Below are 18,855 nucleotides of genomic sequence, written 5' to 3'. Positions count from 1 at the left end.
GACGAGCCGCAACAGGGCTCGCCGGATACATTTGTGGCAACGCAGCGCACGCTGCCTAGCTTAGCCCCAGCTCGCGCCAAATCCGCAATACCTCCCGTCGCTCGCTGGCGAACTGGTCGCCGGCGATGACCCCGGCCTCGTTCTGCAAGGCCTGGCGGTGAGCCGCGGAACGGTAGGCCTTGTAGACCTCGCGCAGCAGACTGGCGTCGGTCGCGGGCATCAGCCCGACTTCCTCCAGACCTTCCAGAATGCGGATATTGTCGGTGTAACGCAGCAATGACGGGTGCTCTTGCGACCACGCCAGGGCCGCGTATTGCACCATAAATTCGATGTCGACGATACCTCCGGCGTCCTGCTTGAGGTCGAACGGCGCCGTGGCCTCGAAGGCATTTGCCGCGGTTCCGGCAGCTGTCGCCTTGGTCCCCAGGTTGTCGCGCATCTTGGCCCGCATCTCGCTGACCTCCTGCTGCAACTTGGGCAGGTCACGGGCACGCCCCAGCACCGCCGCCCGCACTTTCTCGAAGGCCTGGCCGACATCCTGGCTACCCACCAGCACCCGGGCGCGCACCAGCGCCTGATGCTCCCAGGTCCAGGCTTCGTTCTCCTGATAACGGGCGAAAGCCCCCAGCGAACTCACCAGCAAGCCCGACGCCCCGGACGGCCGCAGGCGCATGTCCACTTCATACAGCTGGCCGGAGTTGGTCTGGGTGGTCAGCAGGTGAATGATCCGCTGCCCCAGGCGGGTGAAGAACTGCGCGCCGTCGATCGGTTTCGGGCCATCAGTTTCCGCCTGCGGATCGCCGTCATGGATGAACACCAGGTCCAGGTCGGAACCATGCCCGAGCTCCAGGCCACCGACTTTCCCATAACCGACAATGATGAAGCCGGGATCGCACAAGGTGCCATCGGTGCGCTGCGGAGCGCCGTATTTGGCCAGGGTCTGGCGCCAGGCCAGGGCCAGCACCTGTTCGAGGATCGCCTCGGCCAGCCAGGTCAGGTAATCGCTGACCTTCATCAACGGCAGGCTGCCGGCGATTTCCGAAGCCGCCACCCGCAGGCGGTGCGCTAGCTTGAAGTGGCGCAGCGCCTCCATCTGCTGCTCCAGATCGTCCTCGGGGATGCGCGTCAGGCGCTCGCGCAGCTCGGCGGCCAACTCCGGCGCCAATGGTGGCTTGAACAGCCGGCCTTCGTTGAGCAATTCATCGAGCAGCAGCGGGAAGCGGGTGATCTGCTCGGCGATCCACGGGCTGGCGGCGCACAGGGTCAGCAAGCGACGCAAGGCCCCGGGGTTCTCGGTGAGCAGCACCAGATAGGCGGAACGCCGCGCCACCGCCTCGACCAGCGGCAATACGCGTTCCAGCACCAGGTCCGGGTCGGCATGCTCTACCGCCTGGGCCAAAAGGCGCGGAATAAAGGCGTCGAGACGCTCGCGCCCCAAACGCTGCATGGCCCGCAATTGCGGGCTGCCACGCAGGCCGGCCAGCGCCCTGAGCGCCTTGGGCGCATCATTGAAACCGCCTTCCTGCAGCTGCCGGCAAGCAGCGTCTTCGTCCTGGGCTTCTTCCCACAGCGGCAGCCATTCACCGCCGACCACCACTTCGCACTCGTTGCCTTCGTCTTCATCCGGGTCGGCGATCACCTGGCGGAAATGCCATTCCACCCGACCGCGCCAGTACATCAGGCGCTCATGGAACGCCGCCCAGTCGGCAAAACCCAGCATGAAGGCGATACGCGCCTGGTCCTGTGGATTGTCCGGCAGCATCTGCGTCTGCCGGTCGGCGATCGCCTGGATCGCATGCTCGGTGTAACGCAGGAACTCGTAACCTTCACGCAGCTCGGCGACCACCGCGGGTGGCAGATAGCCCTGCCCCTCCAGGGTGGTCAGCACCTTTAATAGAGGACGCTGCTGCAGGCTCAGGTCGCGCCCGCCGTGGATCAGCTGGAACGCCTGGGCGATAAACTCGACTTCGCGAATCCCGCCGGAGCCCAGCTTGATGTTGTCGGCCATGCCCTTGCGCCGCACTTCCTGCTGGATCAACTGCTTCATAGTGCGCAGCGCTTCGATCGCCGAGAAATCCAGGTAACGCCGGTAGACAAAAGGCCGCAGCATGTCGAGCAACTGCGCGCCGGCGACCTGGTCGCCCGCCACCACCCGCGCCTTGATCATCGCGTAGCGTTCCCAGTCGCGACCCTGATCCTGGTAGTACTGCTCCAGCGCATTGAAGCTCAGCACCAGGGCGCCTGCCGAACCGTAGGGCCGCAGGCGCATGTCGACGCGGAACACGAAACCGTCGACGGTCATCGGGTCCAACGCCTTGATCAGGCGCTGGCCCAGGCGGATGAAAAACTCCTGGTTATCCAGCGCACGCTTCACGCCCACGGTTTCCCCGCCTTCGGGGTAGGCGAAGATCAGGTCGATGTCGGACGACAGGTTCAGCTCGACGGCGCCCAGCTTGCCCATGCCGAGAATGACCATCTGCTGCGGTTCGCCGCTGCGCCGGCCGGTGGGAACGCCGAACTGCTCGCAGTGGCGCTGGTACAACCATTGATAGGCCTGGTCGATGCAGGCGTCGGCCATGTCCGACAGATCGCGACAGGTCTGCACCAGATCCGCCTGACGCGTCAGGTCGCGCCAGATGATCCGCACCTGATGACGATTGCGCTGACGCCGCAGCACTCGCCCCAGCTCATCCTCGCTGGTGGCCTGCTGCACCGCGGCGGCGATCTGCGCGCACAGCTCGCCCGGGCCGAAGCCGCGGTCGAGCTCGCCGCCGCGCACCAGCTCCAGCAACATCAAAGGGTCACGAAGGCTCTGTTCAATGAAAAAGTCGCTGGCAGCGCTCACCCGGGTGAACTCGGCCCAGCGCTCGGGGGTCCAGGCGGCGAGCCCGTGATCGTCGTCCAGGGTCGCCACGGCGTTACGGAACGACTGCTCCGCACGGCTGACAAAAGGCAGGAGAATCGCTGGGAGTTCGGCAAGCGCGGGCAGGCTCATGGGCTATCCTTGATCGGCGTAGAAAGGGGCGGTCGGGGCAAATTCTGCGGGCGCGGCCCTTGAAGGACTGTCGAACAAAAGTTAGAAATAGCTGAAATTTTTATTATTTTGGCAGCCAGCATCAAATTCTTACCCATTGGTGTTGGAAATCGACCAACAGTAACGATTATTCTCACAACGCAGCAGGAGGCCACAAGCCAATCTTCTGTAGTTTTACTACTCGTCTATACATTCGAAAGGCTGAAATGGCCGACGATTTGTAGTAAAACTACACGCCGCCGTATCAACCTCCGGCAATCCAAGAATTTTATCGTCTGCCCACAAGGCCAGTCGCAAACTCAGGCAACCGATTCTGGAAGCCTTTCCGCCCTGGAGCAAGCCATGCAAGACCTCGATCCCGTCGAAACCCAGGAATGGCTGGACGCCCTGGAATCGGTTCTCGACAAAGAAGGCGAAGACCGTGCTCACTACCTGATGACCCGTATGGGCGAACTCGCGACCCGCAGCGGCTCGCAACTGCCCTACGCCATCACCACGCCGTACCGCAACACGATTCCCGTCACCCACGAAGCACGCATGCCTGGCGACCTGTTCATGGAACGCCGCATTCGCTCGCTGGTACGTTGGAACGCGTTGGCCATGGTCATGCGTACGAACCTGAAAGATTCTGACCTGGGCGGTCACATCTCCAGCTTCGCTTCCAGTGCGACTCTGTATGACATCGGCTTCAACTACTTCTTCCAGGCGCCAACCGACGAACATGGCGGCGACCTGATCTACTTCCAGGGCCACGCGTCCCCTGGCGTCTACGCTCGCGCTTTCATGGAAGGCCGCATCAGCGAAGACCAGATGAACAACTTCCGTCAGGAAGTGGACGGCAACGGCCTGTCCTCCTACCCGCACCCATGGCTGATGCCTGACTTCTGGCAGTTCCCGACCGTATCCATGGGTCTGGGCCCGATCCAGGCGATCTACCAGGCGCGCTTCATGAAGTACCTGGAAGCCCGCGGCTTCATCCAGCCAGGCAAGCAGAAAGTCTGGTGCTTCATGGGCGACGGCGAGTGCGACGAGCCGGAATCCCTGGGTGCTATCTCCCTGGCCGGCCGCGAGAAGCTGGACAACCTGATCTTCGTCATCAACTGCAACCTGCAGCGCCTCGACGGCCCGGTTCGCGGCAACGGCAAGATCATCCAGGAACTCGAAGGCGTGTTCCGTGGTGCCCAGTGGAATGTGAACAAGGTCATCTGGGGCCGTTTCTGGGACCCACTGCTGGCCAAGGACACCGACGGTATCCTGCAACGCCGCATGGACGAAGTCATCGACGGCGAGTACCAGAACTACAAGGCCAAAGACGGCGCCTTCGTGCGTGAACACTTCTTCAACACGCCAGAACTCAAGGCGATGGTCGAAGACCTGTCCGACGACGAAATCTGGAAACTCAACCGTGGCGGCCACGACCCGTACAAGGTCTATGCGGCCTACCACGAGGCGGTCAACCACAAAGAGCAACCGACCGTCATCCTGGCCAAGACCATCAAGGGTTATGGCACCGGCGCCGGCGAAGCGAAGAACACCGCGCACAACACCAAGAAAGTCGATGTCGACAGCCTGAAGTTGTTCCGCGACCGCTTCGACATTCCGGTCAAGGACGAAGAGATCGAAAACCTGCCGTTCTTCCGGCCGGAAGAAGGCAGCGCCGAAGCCCGCTACCTGAGCGAGCGCCGCGCCGCACTGGGCGGCTTCGTGCCTCAGCGTCGCGCCAAGAGCTTCAACATTCCGACCCCGCCGCTGGAAACCCTCAAGGCTATCCTCGACGGTTCGGGCGACCGCGAAATCTCCACCACCATGGCCTTCGTGCGGATCCTCGCGCAGCTGGTCAAGGACAAGGAAATCGGCCAGCGCATCGTGCCGATCATCCCGGACGAAGCCCGTACCTTCGGTATGGAAGGCATGTTCCGTCAGTTGGGCATCTACTCGTCCGTCGGCCAGCTCTACGAGCCAGTCGATAAAGACCAGGTGATGTTCTACCGCGAAGACAAGAAGGGCCAGATCCTCGAAGAAGGCATCAACGAAGCGGGCGCCATGAGCTCCTTCATTGCAGCCGGTACTTCGTACTCCAGCCACAACCAGCCGATGCTGCCGTTCTACATCTTCTATTCGATGTTCGGCTTCCAGCGTATCGGCGACCTGGCCTGGGCCGCTGGCGACAGCCGTACCCGTGGCTTCCTGATCGGCGGTACCGCCGGCCGTACCACCCTCAACGGTGAAGGCCTGCAGCACGAAGACGGTCACAGCCACATGCTGGCGGGCACCATCCCGAACTGCCGTACCTTCGATCCGACCTATGGCTACGAGCTGGCGGTGATCATCCAGGACGGCATGAAGAAGATGACCGAAGAGCAACAGGACGTCTTCTACTACATCACCGTGATGAACGAGTCCTACCAGCAGCCAGCCATGCCGGCCGGTGTAGAGGAAGGCATCATCAAGGGCATGTACCTGCTCGAGGAAGACACCCGCGAAGCGGCGCACCACGTACAGCTGATGGGCTCCGGCACCATCCTGCGCGAAGTCCGTGAAGCGGCGAAGATCCTGCGTGAAGAATTCAACGTGGGCGCGGACGTCTGGAGCGTTACCAGCTTCAACGAACTGCGTCGCGATGGCCTGGCAGTCGAGCGCAGCAACCGCCTGCACCCGGGCCAGAAGCCTAAGCTGAGCTATGTCGAAGAGTGCCTGAGCGGCCGTAAGGGTCCGGTCATCGCTTCTACCGACTACATGAAGCTGTTCGCCGAACAGATTCGTCAGTGGGTCCCGTCCAAGGAATTCAAAGTCCTGGGCACCGACGGTTTCGGCCGCAGTGACAGCCGCAAGAAGCTGCGTCACTTCTTCGAAGTCGACCGTCATTTCGTGGTGTTGGCAGCCCTGGAAGCCTTGGCTGACCGTGGTGACATCGAACCTAAGGTCGTGGCCGAGGCCATCACCAAGTTCGGCATCAACCCGGAAAAACGCAACCCACTGGACTGCTGAGGAGATTTTTTGTGAGCGAACTCATTCGCGTACCTGACATCGGCAGCGGTGAAGGTGAAGTAATCGAACTGTTTGTGAAGGTCGGCGACCGTATCGAAGCCGACCAGAGCATCCTGACGCTGGAATCGGACAAGGCGAGCATGGAAGTTCCGGCGCCTAAAGCCGGCATCATCAAGAGCCTGAAAGTGAAGCTGGGCGATCGCCTGAAAGAAGGCGACGAGCTGCTGGAACTGGAAGTCGAGGGTGCCGCTGCCGCGGCGCCAGCGGCCGCCGCTCCGGCTGCCAAGGCCGAGGAAAAACCAGCTGCAGCGCCGGCTCCTGCCGCTCCTGCCGCTGCGCCTGCCGCCGCTTCGACCCAGCAGGTCCACGTGCCGGATATCGGTTCGTCGGGCAAGGCTCAGATCATCGAGATCCAGGTCAAGGTCGGCGACACCGTCGAGGCCGACCAGTCGCTGATCACCCTCGAATCCGACAAGGCCAGCATGGAAATCCCATCGCCAGCCGCCGGCGTGGTCGAGAGCATCAGCGTCAAGCTCAACGATGAAGTCGGCACCGGCGACCTGATCCTGGCCCTGAAAGTGGCGGGCGCTGCCCCTGCCGCCGCTGCGCCTGCCCAAGCCGCCGCTCCGGCCGCTGCTGCTCCGGCACCGGCTGCTGCCGCACCTGCCGCCCCGGTAGCCGACAGCGTTCAAGACATCCATGTCCCGGACATCGGCTCGGCCGGCAAGGCCAAGATCATCGAAGTGCTGGTCAAGGCTGGTGACAGCGTTGAAGCCGACCAGTCGCTGATCACCCTCGAGTCCGACAAGGCCAGCATGGAAATCCCATCGCCAGCCGCCGGCATCGTGGAAAGCGTTGCGATCAAGCTGGACGACGAAGTCGGCACCGGCGACCTGATCCTCAAGCTGAAGGTCAAGGGCGCTGCTCCAGCGGCCGCCCCTGCGCCTGCCGCAGCCCCGGCTGCCGCCAAGCCTGAAGCCGCTCCTGCGGCAGCAGCGGCACCTGTTGCAGCGCCAGCTGCCGCCCCGGCCCAACCGGGCGCGAAAGTTCACGCCGGCCCTGCCGTGCGTCAACTGGCGCGCGAGTTCGGCGTCGAGCTGAGCGCGGTGAGCCCGAGCGGCCCGCACGGTCGCATCCTGAAGGAAGACGTGCAGGTCTACGTCAAGGCCATGATGCAGAAGGCCAAGGAAGCTCCGGCAGCTGCCGGCGCAACCGGTGGCGCGGGTATCCCGCCGATTCCGGTGGTGGACTTCAGCCGCTTCGGCGAGATCGAAGAAGTGCCGATGACCCGCCTGATGCAGGCTGGCGCATCGAACCTGCATCGCAGCTGGCTGAACGTGCCTCACGTCACCCAGTTCGACTCGGCCGACATCACCGAGCTGGAAGCCTTCCGGATCGCTCAGAAAGCCGTCGCAGAGAAGGCCGGCGTCAAGCTGACCATCCTGCCGCTGCTGCTGAAATCCTGCGCGCACCTGCTCAAGGAACTGCCGGACTTCAACAGTTCGCTGGCGCCTAGCGGCAAAGCGATCATCCGCAAGAAGTACGTGAACATCGGCTTCGCGGTCGACACCCCGGATGGCCTGCTGGTACCGGTAATCAAGAACGTCGATCAGAAGAGCCTGCTGCAACTGGCTGCCGAAGCCGCTTCCCTGGCTGAAAAAGCCCGGACCAAGAAGCTCTCGGCAGACGACATGCAGGGCGCCTGCTTCACCATCTCCAGCCTCGGCCACATTGGTGGCACCGGCTTCACGCCGATCGTCAACGCACCGGAAGTGGCAATCCTCGGCGTTTCCAAGGCCACCATCCAGCCAGTCTGGGACGGCAAAGCCTTCCAGCCGAAGCTGATGCTGCCGCTGTCGCTGTCCTACGATCACCGTGTGATCAACGGCGCCGCTGCCGCACGCTTCACCAAGCGTCTGAGCGATCTGCTGGCGGACATCCGCACCATCCTGCTGTAAGACTCGGCCGGCTTCCCTGTCATGGGGAAGCCGGCCGTTGCACCCTTTTCGAGCGCCACGCTCGTACCTCAACCCCGTCGATTTGGCGGGGCTTTTTTTTGCCGAAAAATCGCTGTAACCAGCAGCCAAAGCCCGGTAAAACACCAGGAAATATTAGTTTTCAGAAATCTCTCGTTCTGCCGATAGATTCTTATAGCACTTAGCCTTCATCTCACTTGTCAGTCAGTGCCGCATGATGCAACCTTGCCGCAGGCAACAGTAAAGAGGGCGCGAGCCCGGCGCGATCAGCATTTACCAAGCGAGTTTCCCCATGAAAAGCCAACCCGATGCCGCCAGCCGTATGGTGGCCGAGGTAGTGACGCAGTTGCCCGTGCCCTCGCGGCTCGGCATGCTGCGTTTCGAACGGCTGAATGAAGCGAGCTGGGCCCTGCTGTTTCTCGACCCGAACTGTGAACGCCAATTCGGCCTGCCCGCCGTCGAGCTCTGTGCCCTGGTCGGCTCGCCCTATGCCAGCCTGATGGAACCGGAAGCCCGCTATCAATTGCACGATGCGATCCAGCAGCAACTGACCCACAGCCCGCATTACCTGATTCGCTACACCCTGCACACCGCCAAGGGCTCACTCAGCCTGCTGGAGCTCGGCGAAGCCTACAAACAGCACAATCGACACCTGCTGCGCGGTTATTTCCTGGTGGTCGACGGCCTGCTCGACCACGATCTGCAACTCTCCGCGCCCGACCTGGAAACCCAGAACAGCCGCCTGCAAATCGCCCTGGAACTCAACCAGCGGGCCCAGCAGGAACAACTCCAGCACCTCGAACGGGTACGCGCCCAGCAAGACCTGATCCTGCTCCTGGCCCGCCAGCGCTACAGCGCCAACAACTCCCTGCTGGAAGCCGCCGAGCTGATCACGCGCAGCGCCTGCGACATCTACGAGATCGACTACGCCAGCATCTGGAACCTCGAAGGCCAGTTGCTGGTGCCCATCTGCGTGTATCACCGCGACCTGCAGCAATACATCCTGCCGGAGACGATCGACGCCAGCGATTTCCCCGACTACCTCGAAGCCCTGCACACCAGCCGGGCCATCGATGCGCACAATGCCATGCGCGACCCGCGCACCCGGGAAATGGCCGAAAGCCTGCGCCCGCGCAATATCAACGCCATGCTCGACGCCAGCATCCGCATCGACGGCCAGGTGGTCGGCGTGCTCTGCCTGGAGCAAGTGGGCAACACGCGCGCCTGGCAATCCGATGAAATCGCCTTTGCCGGCGAGCTGGCGGACCAGTTCGCCCAGGTCATCAACAACCACAACCGCCGTACCGCCACCAGCGCCCTGCACCTGTTCCAGCGGGCGGTCGAGCAAAGCGCCAACGCCTTTCTGCTGGTCAACTGCGACGGCGTGGTGGAGTACGTCAACCCGAGCTTCACCGCGATCACCCAGTACAGCACCGAGGAAGTCCACGGCCATCGGCTGGCGGAACTGCCGGCGCTGGAGAACCTCAGCGAACTGCTGTTCGACGCGCCTTCCAGCCTGGCCAAGAGCAACAGCTGGCAGGGCGAGTTCAAGAGCCGGCGCAAGAACCTGGAGCCGTACTGGGGCCAACTGTCGATTTCCAAGGTCTATGGCGACAACCGCGAACTGACCCACTACATCGGCATCTACGAAGACATCACCCAGACCAAGCTCGCCCAGCAGCGCATCGAGCGCCTGGCCTACACCGACAACCTGACCAACCTGGGCAACCGTCCGGCCTTCATCCGCAACCTCGACGAACGCTTCGCCCGCGACAGCGACAGCCCCATCAGCCTGCTGCTGGTGGACATCGACAACTTCAAGCGGATCAACGACAGCCTGGGCCACCAGACCGGCGACAAGCTGCTGATCAGCCTGGCCCGGCGCCTGCGCAACAGCCTGAGCCCGAGCGGCAGCCTGGCGCGCTTCGCCAGTAACGAGTTCGCGGTGCTGCTGGACGACACCGACCTGGAAGCCGGCCAACAGATTGCCAGCCAGCTGCTGATGACCCTCGACAAGCCGATGTTCGTCGATAACCAGCTCATCAGCGTCACCGGCTCCGTGGGCCTGGCCTGTGCGCCGCTGCACGGCCGCGACCCGCAGACCCTGATGCGCAACGCCGGCCTGGCGTTGCACAAGGCCAAGGCCAATGGCAAGCATCAGGTGCAGGTGTTTACCGAAGCCTTGAACGCCGAAGCCAGCTACAAGCTGTTCGTGGAAAACAACCTGCGCCGGGCCCTGACCCAGAACGAGCTGGACGTGTTCTACCAGCCCAAGCTGTGCCTGCGCAGCGGACGCTTGCTGGGCATGGAAGCGCTGCTGCGCTGGAACCATCCGGAAAAGGGCATGATCCGCCCGGACCAGTTCATCAGCGTCGCCGAAGAGACTGGCCTGATCATCCCGATCGGCAAATGGATCGCGCGCCAGGCCTGCCGCATGAGCAAGCGACTGACCGCCGCCGGCCTGGGCAATCTGCAGGTGGCGATCAACCTGTCGCCCAAGCAGTTCTCCGACCCGGACCTGGTGGCCTCCATCGCCAACATCCTCAAGGAAGAACAGCTGCCCGCCTCGCTGCTGGAGCTTGAGCTGACGGAGGGCCTGCTGCTGGAGGCTACCGAAGACACCCACCAGCAACTCGACCAGCTGAAAAAGCTTGGCCTGACCCTGGCCATGGACGACTTCGGCACCGGCTATTCGTCGCTGAGCTACCTGAAAAAATTCCCGATCGACATCATCAAGATCGATCGCAGCTTCATCCATGAAATCCCCGCCAACCAGGACGACATGGAAATCACTTCGGCGGTGATCGCCATGGCCCACAACCTGAAAATCCAGGTGGTGGCCGAGGGCATCGAAACTGCGGAGCAGCTGTCCTTCCTGCGCCGCCACCGCTGCGATGTCGGCCAGGGCTACCTGTTCGACCGGCCGATCCCCGGCTCGGAGCTGATCGACAAGCTCAAACGTTATCCACGCGGCCCAATCGCCTGACAGCGCTGTAACACTCGGGCAAACTGCAAGTCTGGTTAATTACTCAATCCCACCCTGACTGAGAGGACTGATCATGGTTCTGCGCTCGGAAATTCTGGTGAACAAAAACGTGCTACCTACCAAAGAACAAGCTCTGCCTGGCCGCGAAACCCCGATGACCGTGCCAGCCGAACACTTCGTCAACGGCAACCCGCTGCTGGGCCCATTCCCGGGCAACGTGGAGTTCGCCATCTTCGGCCTGGGTTGCTTCTGGGGTGCGGAACGCAAGTTCTGGCAGCGCGAGGGCGTGTTCAGCACGTCGGTGGGCTACGCCGGCGGCTTTACCCCGAACCCGACCTACGAAGAAGTCTGCTCGGGCCTGACCGGCCACAGCGAAGTGGTGCTGGTGGTCTACGAACCGGAGAAAGTCAGCTACCAGGAACTGCTGGCGATGTTCTGGGAACTGCATAACCCGACCCAGGGCATGCGCCAGGGCAACGACATCGGCACCCAGTACCGCTCGGTGATCTATGCCACCAACCCTGAGCAACTGGCGCAGGCCAAGGCCAGCGAAAAAGTGTTCCAGGCCGAGCTGACCAAAGCCGGGCTGGGCGCCATCACCACGGAAATCGAAGAAGCCCCGACCTTCTACTATGCCGAGGCCTACCACCAGCAGTACCTGGCGAAGAATCCGGAAGGCTACTGCGGGATCGGCGGCACTGGCGTGACCTGCCCGATCTGACCTGTGTAGCCGCTGCCGAGGCACGAGGCTGCGATNCGGCAGCGGCTACGACCTCACATTATTCGGCGATCAGCCAATCCATCTGCCAGCCGCCCTGGGTCTGGCCCAGTTTCTGCGCCAGCCACGGCAGCAGCTCGCGCAGCTCCTCTTCCAGCCCCCATGGCGGGTTGGCAATCGCCAGGCCCGAGCCGTTCAGGCTGTTCGGGGTGTCCAGCGGATGCACCAGCAACTCCACACGCAACAGCTTCGGCGCGCCGGTACCGGCCAGGTCCTGGTAGAAGCGGCGTAGCGCCCGCTGATCCTTGACCGGGTACCAGATGGCCGCCACGGTCTGGCGCATCCGACCGATGGCTTCTTTCAATGACGCGGCGCAACGCTGCATCTCGTCGAGCTGTTCAAACGGCGGGTCGATCAGCATCACCGCGCGCTTCTCGGCCACCGGCAACAGCGCCCGCGCCACATGCCAGCCCTCACCCAGGTGTACCGCCACCCGGCGATCGCCCTTCATGTTTTCCTTGAGCAGCAGCCCGTCTTCCGGATGCTTCTCGTTGAGCAGCACCCGGTCCTGGGGGCGGGTCAGGCGCCGCGCCAGCTCGGGCGAACCCGGGTAATAACGCAGCTCGCCGTCGGGGTTCATCTTGTGCAGCACCGCCATGTAATCGGCGGTCAGCGCTGGCAGGTCCTGCTCGCCCCACAGGCGCGCGATGCCTTCCAGGTACTCGCCGGTGCGGTTGGCCTGATCGCCCTGGAGGTCGTACAGGCCGATGCCGGCATGGCTGTCGAGGTAGGCGAACGGCTGCTCCTTGCGCGACATCAGGGCGATGAGGCGGGTCAGGGTCAGGTGTTTGAAGACGTCGGCGTGGTTGCCGGCGTGGAAGGCGTGACGATAGTTCATGGTTGCTCCTGCGCAGGGGGCGAAGTTTACCCTGTGCCACGGCCGGCGTCAGGTCGTGTCGGGAACCGGCATAGGGCAAACGCGCCCACAAAAAAAGCCCGCATCCCAGGGAATGCGGGCTTTTTGAGTCACTGTAAGGGCGCCGCCTCAGCGGCTCCCGATCAGTGGTTGAGCTTGAAGTCTTTCTCGGCCGCTTCGAAACGCTGGACCATGCCAGCGCTCGGCGCGCTCATCTTGCTCACCAGCAGGATGGCAACGCTGGCGAAGATGAAGCCCGGAATGATTTCGTACAGGCCCAGCAGGTTGAAGTGCTTCCACAGGATCACGGTCACCGCACCGACGATGATGCCGGCCAGCGCGCCGTCGCGGGTCATGCCTTTCCACATCACCGAGATCAGCACCACAGGGCCGAAGGCCGCGCCGAAACCGGCCCAGGCGTAGCTGACCAGGCCCAGCACACGGTTTTCCGGGTTGGCGGCCATGGCGATGGCGACCAGTGCGACCAGCAGCACCATGGCACGACCGACCCACACCAGCTCCAGCTGGGAAGCGTTTTTACGCAGGAAGGACTTGTAGAAGTCTTCGGTCAGGGCACTGGAGCACACCAGCAACTGGCAGCTCAAGGTACTCATCACCGCCGCCAGGATGGCCGACAGCAGCACACCGGCGATCCATGGGTTGAAGAGGATCTTCGCCAGCTCGATGAACACCCGCTCGTGGTTCTCGCTCACCGGCATGGCCACCGCCGGGTTCGCCGAGAAGTAGGCGATACCGAAGAAGCCCACCGCCACGGTGCCGCCCAGGCACAGGATCATCCAGGTCATGGAGATGCGGCGGGCGTTGGCGATCGACTTGACCGAATCCGCGGCCATGAAGCGCGCCAGGATGTGCGGCTGGCCGAAGTAGCCCAGGCCCCAGCCCATCAGCGAGATGATGCCGATGAAGGTGGTGTTTTTCAGCATGTCGAAGTTACTTGGATCCTGGGCTTCGATCGTCAGGAAGGTGGTGTCGATACCACCGGAAGCCAGCAGCACGATGATCGGCGTCAGCAGCAGGGCGAAGATCATCAGGGTGGCTTGTACGGTGTCAGTCCAGCTCACCGCCAGGAAACCACCGACGAAGGTGTAGGCGATGGTCGCCGCGGCACCGGCCCACAGTGCGTTCTCGTAGGACATGCCGAAGGTGCTTTCGAACAGGCGGGCACCGGCGACGATGCCGGAAGCGCAGTAAATGGTGAAGAACACCAGGATCACGATCGCGGAGATGATCCGCAGCAGCCCGCTCTTGTCCTCGAAGCGGCTGGAGAAGTAGTCCGGCAGCGTCAATGCATCGCCGTTGTGTTCGGTTTGTACTCGCAGACGACCGGCGACGAACAGCCAGTTCAGGTAGGCACCGACGATCAGGCCGATGGCGATCCAGCTCTCGGACAGGCCGGACATGTAGATGGCGCCCGGCAGGCCCATCAACAACCAGCCACTCATGTCGGAAGCACCGGCGGACAGCGCGGTCACCACGCTACCCAGGCTGCGGCCACCGAGGATGTAGTCAGAAAGGTTGTTGGTCGAGCGATAGGCCATGAAGCCGATCAGCACCATAGCTGCGATGTAGATCACGAACGTGATCAAGGTTGGATTGCTTGCACTCATTGAGTTACGCCCTGGCTTTGTTTTTATGTAGCGGCGGTCAGCACCACCGCTATCAAACGACTACGTTTGAGAGACGACTTGGTACTCCGCGCATTTATGACTGATGTTTCCCCAGGAAAGCCATCAGCCGATGAACCGGTCGCGAGGACCGGTTGCACCTTGGGCGCGAATGCTATTCAACAACTCAAAGAAGGTGCAACCTGTTTCGTGAGAATAAGTTGCACCTAAGCGATTTTTCCGGCGAACGCCCCGTTTTTGCTCCTTTTTGGAGCAAAAACCCATCGCAACCGAATTAAAAGCACCAAGCAGAAGCGCCGCCCCGGAACCGGAAATTAATTCCTGATGAGCTGCCGATTATTCCGATAAAAAACAGGTTGCACCCGGTTGCACCTCTTTCGGCGCACGGCTAATCTTGCCGCCAGCTGATGCCACGCAACCGTGGTAAACATGAGGATAAAAATATGGCTACCACCACCCTTGGGGTCAAACTCGACGACCCGACCCGCGAACGCCTGAAGGCTGCCGCGACCTCGATCGATCGCACGCCGCACTGGCTGATCAAGCAGGCAATTTTCAATTACCTGGAAAAACTCGAGGGTGGTGCAACCCTGACCGAGCTGAGCGGTTCGACCCGCACCGACGGCGATGACGCTGGCGAAGTGCAGAGCGACCACGCCCACCAGTGCTTCCTCGAATTCGCCGAAAGCATCCTGCCGCAGTCGGTGCTGCGCGCCTCGATCACCGCTGCTTATCGCCGCCCGGAACCGGAAGTGGTGCCGATGCTGCTGGAGCAGGCGCGCCTGCCGGCCACCATGGCCGAAGCCACCAACAAGCTGGCCGCGACCATCGCCGAAAAACTGCGCAACCAGAAGAGCGCCGGCGGCCGTGCCGGTATCGTCCAGGGCCTGCTGCAAGAGTTCTCCCTGTCGTCCCAGGAAGGCGTGGCCCTGATGTGCCTGGCCGAAGCCCTGCTGCGGATTCCGGACAAAGGCACCCGTGACGCGCTGATCCGCGACAAGATCAGCACCGGCAACTGGCAGCCGCACCTGGGCAACAGCCCGTCGCTGTTCGTCAACGCCGCCACCTGGGGCCTGCTGCTGACCGGCAAACTGGTCGCCACCCACAACGAGGCCGGCCTGACCTCGTCCCTGAGCCGCATCATCGGCAAGAGCGGCGAGCCGATGATCCGCAAGGGCGTCGACATGGCCATGCGCCTGATGGGCGAGCAGTTCGTCACCGGCGAAACCATCGCCGAAGCCCTGGCCAACGCCAGCAAGTTCGAAGCCAAGGGCTTCCGTTATTCCTACGACATGCTCGGCGAAGCGGCACTGACCGAGCACGACGCGCAGAAATACCTGGCGTCCTACGAGCAGGCCATCCACTCGATCGGCAAGGCTTCCCACGGTCGCGGCATCTATGAAGGTCCGGGCATCTCGATCAAGCTCTCGGCCCTGCACCCGCGCTACAGCCGCGCCCAGTACGAGCGCGTGATGGACGAGCTGTACCCGCGCCTGCTGTCGCTGACCCTGCTGGCCAAGCAATACGACATCGGCCTGAACATCGACGCCGAAGAAGCCGACCGCCTGGAGCTGTCGCTGGATCTGCTCGAGCGCCTGTGCTTCGAGCCGCAACTGACCGGCTGGAACGGTATCGGCTTCGTGATCCAGGCCTACCAGAAGCGCTGCCCGTACGTGATCGACTACGTGATCGACCTGGCGCGCCGCAGCCGTCACCGCCTGATGATCCGCCTGGTGAAAGGCGCCTACTGGGACAGCGAGATCAAGCGCGCCCAGGTCGAAGGCCTGGAAGGCTATCCGGTCTACACCCGCAAGGTGTACACCGACGTTTCCTATATCGCCTGCGCCCGCAAGCTGCTGTCGGTACCGGAAGTCATCTACCCGCAATTCGCCACCCACAACGCCCACACCCTGTCGGCCATCTACCACATCGCCGGTCAGAACTATTACCCGGGCCAGTACGAGTTCCAGTGCCTGCACGGCATGGGCGAACCGCTGTACGAACAGGTTGTCGGCAAGGTCGCCGATGGCAAACTGAACCGCCCGTGCCGCGTGTACGCGCCGGTCGGCACCCACGAAACCCTGCTGGCCTACCTGGTACGCCGCCTGCTGGAAAACGGCGCCAACACCTCGTTCGTCAACCGCATCGCCGACCAGTCGATCTCCATCCAGGAACTGGTGGCCGACCCGGTCAGCCAGATCGAGCAGATGGCGACCCTGGAAGGCGGCTTCGGCCTGCCGCATCCGCGCATTCCATTGCCGCGTGACCTGTATGGCAGCGAGCGCGCCAACTCCGCCGGCATCGACATGGCCAACGAACACCGCCTGGCGTCGTTGTCCTGCGCCCTGCTGGCCACTGCCCACAACCACTGGAAAGCCGCGCCGATGCTCGGTTGCGCCTCCAGCAGCGAAACCCCGGCGCAGGTCTTGAACCCCTCCGATCACCGCGACGTGGTCGGCCATGTCCAGGAAGCCACGGTCGAAGACGTCGACAACGCCATCCAGTGCGCGCTGAACGCCGCGCCAATCTGGCAGGCCACGCCGCCGGCCGAGCGCGCCGCGATCCTCGAACGCGCCGCCGACCTGATGGAAGGCGAGATCCAGCCGCTGATGGGCCTGCTGGCCCGCGAAGCCGGCAAGACCTTCGCCAACGCCATCGCCGAAGTGCGTGAGGCCGTGGATTTCCTGCGCTACTACGCGGTGCAGGCACGCAACGATTTCAGCAACGACGCGCACCGCCCGCTGGGTCCGGTGGTCTGCATCAGCCCGTGGAACTTCCCGCTGGCCATCTTCAGTGGCCAAGTCGCCGCTGCCCTGGCCGCCGGTAACCCGGTACTGGCCAAGCCGGCCGAACAGACGCCACTGGTCGCCGCGCAGGCCGTGCGCCTGATGCTCGAAGCCGGCATTCCGGAAGGCGTGCTGCAACTGCTGCCGGGCCGTGGCGAAACCGTCGGTGCCCGCCTGGTGGGCGACGATCGGGTCAAAGGCGTGATGTTCACCGGCTCCACCGAAGTCGCGCGCCTGCTGCAACGCAACGTCGCCGGTCGCCTGGACGCCCAGGGCCGGCCGATCCCGCTGATCGCCGAAACCGGTGGCCAGAACGCGATGATCGTCGACTCCTCGGCCCTGACCGAACAAGTAGTAATCGACGTCGTTTCCTCGGCCTTCGACAGCGCCGGCCAGCGTTGCTCGGCCCTGCGCGTACTGTGCCTGCAGGAAGACTCCGCCGACCGCGTGATCGAAATGCTCAAGGGCGCCATGGCGGAAAGCCGCCTGGGCAACCCCGAGCGCCTGTCCGTGGACATCGGCCCGGTGATCGACGCCGAAGCCAAGGCCGGCATCGAGAAACACATCCAGGCCATGCGCGACAAAGGCCGCAGCGTGTATCAGGTGGCGATCGCCGAGGGCGAAGAAGTCAAGCGCGGCACCTTCGTGATGCCGACCCTGATCGAGCTGGAAAGCTTCGACGAGCTGCAACGGGAGATCTTCGGTCCGGTACTGCACGTGGTGCGCTACAAGCGCAAGGACATCGACCAGCTGATCGCGCAGATCAACGCCTCCGGCTACGGCCTGACCCTGGGCGTGCATACCCGCATCGACGAGACCATCGCCAAGGTGATCGACAACGTCAACGCCGGTAACGTCTACGTCAACCGCAACATCGTCGGTGCCGTGGTCGGCGTGCAGCCGTTCGGCGGCGAAGGCCTGTCGGGTACCGGCCCGAAAGCCGGTGGCCCGCTGTACCTGTACCGCCTGCTGTCGACCCGTCCGACCGACGCCATCGAGCAGTCGTTCGCCCGTGGCGACGCCCTGAACGCACCGGACGTGCGCCTGCGCGATGCCATGAGCAAGCCGCTGGGCGCCCTGCAAGCCTGGGCCGACAGCAACAAGCTGGCGGACCTCGGCGCCCTGTGCGCGCAGTTCGCGGCGCAGTCGCAGAGCGGTGTCACCCGCGTCCTGGCCGGCCCGACCGGCGAACGCAACAGCTACGCCATCCTGCCGCGCGAACACGTGCTGTGCCTGGCGGAAGTCGAGGGCGACCTGCTGAGCCAACTGGCTGCGGTCCTGGCCGTGGGCGGTTCGGCGGTCTGGCCGGAAGGCGAGCCGGGCAAGGCGCTCTACGCCCGCCTGCCGAAGGAAGTGCAAGCGCGCATCCAGCGCGTGGCCGACTGGACCAAGGACGAAGTGGTGTTCGATGCGGTCCTGCATCACGGCCACTCCGACCAGCTGCGCGCGGTCTGCCAGCAAGTGGCCAAGCGTGCCGGCGCCATCGTCGGGGTTCACGGCCTGTCGCAAGGCGAAACCGCGATTGCCCTGGAACGCCTGGTGATCGAGCGCGCCTTGAGCGTCAACACCGCGGCGGCTGGTGGTAATGCCAGCCTGATGACCATCGGCTAAGCCGTCGGTCAGCGACATGAAAAGGGCGCCCTCACCGGCGCCCTTTTTCATGCCCCATACAATCCCCTGTAGCCGCTGCCGAGCGCCAGCGAGGCTGCGATCGGGGCGTAGCCCCGTAAAACCAGGCGATGCGGTATGTCTGATGGATGGTGTCGCTTGGCCTGGCGTCCGCTTCGCGGCCGATCGCAGCCTCG

The 18,855-nt window shown here is 63.3% G+C and carries 8 protein-coding genes; 5 read left to right on the top strand and 3 right to left on the bottom strand.

Going from position 1 to position 18,855, the window contains the following annotated elements:
* Positions 1–55: 55 nt before the first annotated feature.
* Complete coding sequence (glnE, locus tag ACTJKT_RS14280) at positions 56–2,995, bottom strand: bifunctional [glutamate--ammonia ligase]-adenylyl-L-tyrosine phosphorylase/[glutamate--ammonia-ligase] adenylyltransferase (protein ID WP_440787544.1); 2,940 nt, start codon at positions 2,993–2,995, stop codon at positions 56–58.
* A 381-nt stretch (positions 2,996–3,376) separates the two neighbouring features.
* Between glnE and aceE the strand changes: the two genes are divergently transcribed.
* From aceE to msrA, 4 genes are all read left to right on the top strand, one after another.
* Positions 3,377–6,022: a pyruvate dehydrogenase (acetyl-transferring), homodimeric type gene (gene aceE, locus ACTJKT_RS14275; protein ID WP_025808132.1), complete on the top strand. Its 2,646-nt coding sequence runs from the start codon at positions 3,377–3,379 to the stop codon at positions 6,020–6,022.
* Positions 6,023–6,033: 11 nt separating this feature from the next.
* Positions 6,034–7,980, top strand: a complete 1,947-nt coding sequence (gene aceF / locus ACTJKT_RS14270) for a dihydrolipoyllysine-residue acetyltransferase (protein ID WP_097305868.1) — start codon at positions 6,034–6,036, stop codon at positions 7,978–7,980.
* Between the two features lie 310 nt (positions 7,981–8,290).
* The gene (locus ACTJKT_RS14265; protein ID WP_440787543.1) at positions 8,291–10,984 is read left to right on the top strand and encodes a putative bifunctional diguanylate cyclase/phosphodiesterase; all 2,694 of its coding nucleotides are present in this window, start codon (positions 8,291–8,293) and stop codon (positions 10,982–10,984) included.
* A 73-nt stretch (positions 10,985–11,057) separates the two neighbouring features.
* Positions 11,058–11,705, top strand: a complete 648-nt coding sequence (gene msrA / locus ACTJKT_RS14260) for a peptide-methionine (S)-S-oxide reductase MsrA (protein WP_097305871.1) — start codon at positions 11,058–11,060, stop codon at positions 11,703–11,705.
* 58 nt (positions 11,706–11,763) lie between these two features.
* Here the strand turns inward: msrA and ACTJKT_RS14255 are convergent, their stop codons facing one another.
* Positions 11,764–12,600, bottom strand: a complete 837-nt coding sequence (locus tag ACTJKT_RS14255; RefSeq protein WP_016704476.1) for a 23S rRNA (adenine(2030)-N(6))-methyltransferase RlmJ — start codon at positions 12,598–12,600, stop codon at positions 11,764–11,766.
* Between the two features lie 161 nt (positions 12,601–12,761).
* Positions 12,762–14,246 carry a sodium/proline symporter PutP gene (gene putP / locus ACTJKT_RS14250; protein ID WP_440787542.1) on the bottom strand — a complete coding sequence of 495 codons (1,485 nt, stop codon included), beginning with the start codon at positions 14,244–14,246 and terminating at the stop codon, positions 12,762–12,764.
* Between the two features lie 461 nt (positions 14,247–14,707).
* Between putP and putA the strand changes: the two genes are divergently transcribed.
* Positions 14,708–18,661: a trifunctional transcriptional regulator/proline dehydrogenase/L-glutamate gamma-semialdehyde dehydrogenase gene (putA, locus tag ACTJKT_RS14245; RefSeq protein WP_440787541.1), complete on the top strand. Its 3,954-nt coding sequence runs from the start codon at positions 14,708–14,710 to the stop codon at positions 18,659–18,661.
* The last annotated feature ends 194 nt before the right edge of the window (positions 18,662–18,855 follow it).

It is taken from the genome of Pseudomonas sp. 22526, from assembly GCF_052044735.1.
In the GTDB taxonomy this organism is placed as follows: Bacteria; Pseudomonadota; Gammaproteobacteria; order Pseudomonadales; family Pseudomonadaceae; genus Aquipseudomonas; species Aquipseudomonas piscium.
The sequence above is the reverse complement of the archived record's forward strand: the minus strand, read 5'-3'. Positions and strand labels throughout refer to the sequence as shown.

Coding starts and splice junctions, on each gene's coding strand:
- aceE (WP_025808132.1), top strand. CDS start 3,377: ATGCAAGACCTCGATCCCGTCGAAACCCAGGAATGGCTGGACGCCCTG.
- msrA (WP_097305871.1), top strand. CDS start 11,058: ATGGTTCTGCGCTCGGAAATTCTGGTGAACAAAAACGTGCTACCTACC.
- putP (WP_440787542.1), bottom strand. CDS start 14,246: ATGAGTGCAAGCAATCCAACCTTGATCACGTTCGTGATCTACATCGCA.
- glnE (WP_440787544.1), bottom strand. CDS start 2,995: ATGAGCCTGCCCGCGCTTGCCGAACTCCCAGCGATTCTCCTGCCTTTT.
- ACTJKT_RS14255 (WP_016704476.1), bottom strand. CDS start 12,600: ATGAACTATCGTCACGCCTTCCACGCCGGCAACCACGCCGACGTCTTC.
- ACTJKT_RS14265 (WP_440787543.1), top strand. CDS start 8,291: ATGAAAAGCCAACCCGATGCCGCCAGCCGTATGGTGGCCGAGGTAGTG.
- putA (WP_440787541.1), top strand. CDS start 14,708: ATGGCTACCACCACCCTTGGGGTCAAACTCGACGACCCGACCCGCGAA.